The sequence below is a fragment of the Moraxella sp. genome (genome assembly GCF_024227015.1).
GTDB lineage: Bacteria > Pseudomonadota > Gammaproteobacteria > Pseudomonadales > Moraxellaceae > Moraxella.
Window position 1 is genome coordinate 1 of the sequence record NZ_JAAELD010000015.1, and the last position, 3,262, is coordinate 3,262.

Here is a 3,262-nt window from a genome sequence, read left to right on the forward strand (position 1 = left end):
CAAAAACAGGCATTTTCCGATAATTTCTCATCTGCTTTATTGAATAAAGTGCAAATAATACGCACAGAAATTCCAGAAAACACCGATTTAAATCAATATTTTGAACGCATGAATAATCGTGGCGAGCAATTAGAACAGCACGAAGTCATCAAGGCAAAATTAATGAGTGAATTAAAAGATGATGATAGAGCGGTATTTTCTGCGGTTTGGAACGCTTGTTCGGACATGAGTCGCTATGCGGTGTCGTCTTTTGAGCCTAAATTGCGAGACGCTTTATTTTTCCCCAATGATAAAATAGATGAAAGTGGCAAAAAATTCGATGAAGGCGAATATTTTTGGTTGTATGAAAATTTTGACAATTTAAAAAAGAATTTTCAAAAAACAAAAAATAATGATGATGAAAATAAGATAAGCAAACATAATGAAGAATCTAAAAAATTAAGTGATATCTTAGATGAACAATTTTCATTGCCAAAAAATTTAAAATCAAACAAAGAAAATCAATATGAGCGTTTTACTTCTATCATTGATTTCCCTAACTTTTTAGTGCAAGTTTTGTATTTGTATCTACACCCTGAAAAATGGGCATTATGGATGAAGAGCGCCGCACTTCGGTGAATTTGGCCGCCTGCATTTACGAAGCGCGCGAGCGTGTGGTGTTTATCAACACCGGCTTTCTCGATCGCACCGGCGATGAAATGCACACTTCCATGCTGGCCGGCGCGATGGTGCGCAAAGGCGACATGAAAGCGAGCAAATGGATTCAGGCTTATGAGCTGAACAATGTGCAGGTGGGCCTGCAATGCGGCCTGCCGGGCAAAGCGCAAATCGGCAAAGGCATGTGGGCAATGCCCGATTTGATGGCCGAGATGCTCAAGCAGAAAATCGGCCACCCCAAATCGGGCGCCACTACCGCTTGGGTGCCGTCGCCCACCGGCGCCACCTTGCACGCGCTGCATTATCATCAGGTGAATGTGTTTGATGTGCAAAAAGAATTGCTTGCGCAAGAGCCGACAGCTTATCTGGATGATTTGCTTACCATTCCGGTGGATGGCGCGCGCAATTGGTCGGCAGAAGAAATCCAGCAAGAGCTCGACAACAATTGCCAGGGCATTTTGGGCTATGTGGTGCGCTGGATCGAGCAGGGCGTGGGTTGCTCGAAAGTGCCCGACATTCACAATGTGGGGCTGATGGAAGACCGCGCCACCTTGCGCATTTCCAGCCAACACATTGCCAACTGGCTGCTGCACGGCGTGGTGAGCGAAGCGCAGGTGCGCGAAACGCTGGCGCGCATGGCTGCGGTGGTGGACGGCCAAAATGCCGGCGATCCCTTTTACACACCCATGGTCGGCCGCTTCGACACCTCGCCCGCCTTTCTCGCCGCCTGCGATTTGGTGTTTAAAGGCACCACGCAGCCCAGCGGCTACACCGAGCCGCTGCTGCACCATTGGCGCCGCGTGGCCAAAGCGCAGTAAAGGTTTTGATGTTATTTGATGGATCAGCATCTGCAAAAATAGCAGCATTTTTGATGAGCAGATATTGATTCAGAATATAGGCCGTCTGAAAGTTTTTCTTTTCAGACGGTCTGATACTTTTGAAAATCCGGATATCGGTCGCACCCGCTTGCGCAGGAGCGACAGAGCGGGCGTTTTGTAAAGGTCTCGACCTTGTTTTGTTTGACAAAATGGTTTCTCCGCTCGGCATGCCTACACACACCGACTTTGGGTGGCGTGCGTAGGCATGGTGGAAATAATGCCAGGCCGTCTGAAAGGTTTCAGACGGCCTGGTGTTCAAGCATCAATCTGCTTTGCCGTAACGGTCTTCCACATAATGATAAACGCGGCGCGGCACGGTGTAGCCGTTTGGTTTTTGCCGCGCCGGGAAATCCACTTTAGGCAGCGCCAGATGCTCGTAGGGAATATAGGCAAGCAAATGGGCGATGATATTGAGGCGTGCTTTTTTCTTGTCGTTGGAATCCACCACAAACCAAGGCGCCCAAGCCGTGTCGGATGCCTGCAACATGGCATCGCGGGCGCGTGAGTAATCATACCAGCGGTGGTAAGATTCCAAATCCATCGGCGAGAGCTTCCACACTTTTCGCCCGTCGCTGATGCGCCCTTTGAGGCGGCGCTCCTGCTCTTCCATGTCCACTTCCAACCAGTATTTCAACAAGATAATGTCGTTTTCCACCAAAGCTTTTTCCAAAAACGGCACCGTGTCTAAAAACTTTTTCGCCTCTTCTTCGGTGCAAAAACCCATCACCCGCTCCACGCCGGCGCGGTTATACCAGCTGCGGTCGAAAATCACGATTTCGCCGGCGGCAGGCAATTTTGAGAAATAACGTTGCAGATAAAGCTGGCTTTTTTCACGCTCGGTGGGTGCCGGCAGCGCTTCCACCCGGAATATGCGCGGATTGGTTCGCTCGGTGATGGCTTTGATTACGCCGCCTTTGCCGGCACCGTCGCGGCCTTCGAAAATAATGCAGACTTTCATGCCTTTTTCCACCACCCAGCGCTGCAAGGCCACCAATTCTGCCTGCAAATGCTTCAGCTCGCGGAAATAGGTTTTCTTACTGATGCGCTCGGCGGGGTTGTCGCGGGTTTTGGTGATGTCCATGATGTTCTCCTTTTTTACGGCTATTTGCATTACATGGTTGAAATTGGTTTCTCATCCAAATCGTCATTATCACTGTATAACTCAACCAAGGTTGGAATATAAGCGCCATATTCCAACTTAGTATTCTCTTGCTTGGTTGGAAATGCAGTTAAACCCTCATAACCTTCGGTTGATTTTAATGAAGATGATGGTGTCTTTAAAGTTGTAATAGATCGAGCCACTTTGTTATATAACATTTTTGCTCGAAGCACCTCAAAGGTATATCCTCGTCCCATTCGATTTGCGACCCTTGTAATACCATTATGCCCCTCAGTATAAGCATTGGTAATTCTTATTGGCGCATCCCAATAGGTGAATATATCCTCAAAGTTATTATTCACAGTTTTAGCAACATCACGAAAAGACTTTAAATATTTGGGAATACTGCTTTCCCATTCATGAAACCTTTGTATGGCATCGTCTTTGGTTGTTGCTTCATAAATATTATAAAACTGCTCTTTGAGGTCATAAGCTTCCTTAAATTCAGGATGCCATTTTTCTAAATTTCCTAAAATTCTTTGTTGATCTTCGGTCAATGAATTTGGCCGTCTAAGTAGTATCCACCGTAAATGTTTTTTCAAATTCAGTCGGGCATCACGGTCCAAAC

General features: G+C 47.0%; 2 protein-coding genes and 2 pseudogenes. 2 read left to right on the forward strand and 2 right to left on the reverse strand.

The annotated features are described in order from the left end of the window. Both GY683_RS00275 and GY683_RS00280 read left to right on the forward strand, forming a co-directional pair. Window positions 1–618 (forward strand): annotated as a pseudogene (locus GY683_RS00275) (hypothetical protein); the annotation flags it as partial. Further along, a pseudogene (locus GY683_RS00280) lies at window positions 579–1,475 on the forward strand (malate synthase G); the annotation flags it as partial. The pseudogenes GY683_RS00275 and GY683_RS00280, both read left to right, overlap by 40 nt. A gap of 322 nt (window positions 1,476–1,797) precedes the next feature. Here GY683_RS00280 and ppk2 read toward each other — a convergent pair. Both ppk2 and GY683_RS00290 read right to left on the reverse strand, forming a co-directional pair. Further along, window positions 1,798–2,616, reverse strand: coding sequence for a polyphosphate kinase 2 (gene ppk2 / locus GY683_RS00285; protein WP_297286851.1), 819 nt, complete (start codon window positions 2,614–2,616; stop codon window positions 1,798–1,800). 29 nt (window positions 2,617–2,645) lie between these two features. Beyond that, window positions 2,646–3,262: transposase (locus tag GY683_RS00290; RefSeq protein WP_297286852.1), on the reverse strand; the 617-nt coding region annotated here is incomplete at its 5' end.

What these genes read in the sequence shown, in the direction of transcription:
- ppk2 (WP_297286851.1), bottom strand. Translation starts at nt 2,616, where the DNA reads ATGGACATCACCAAAACCCGCGACAACCCCGCCGAGCGCATCAGTAAG.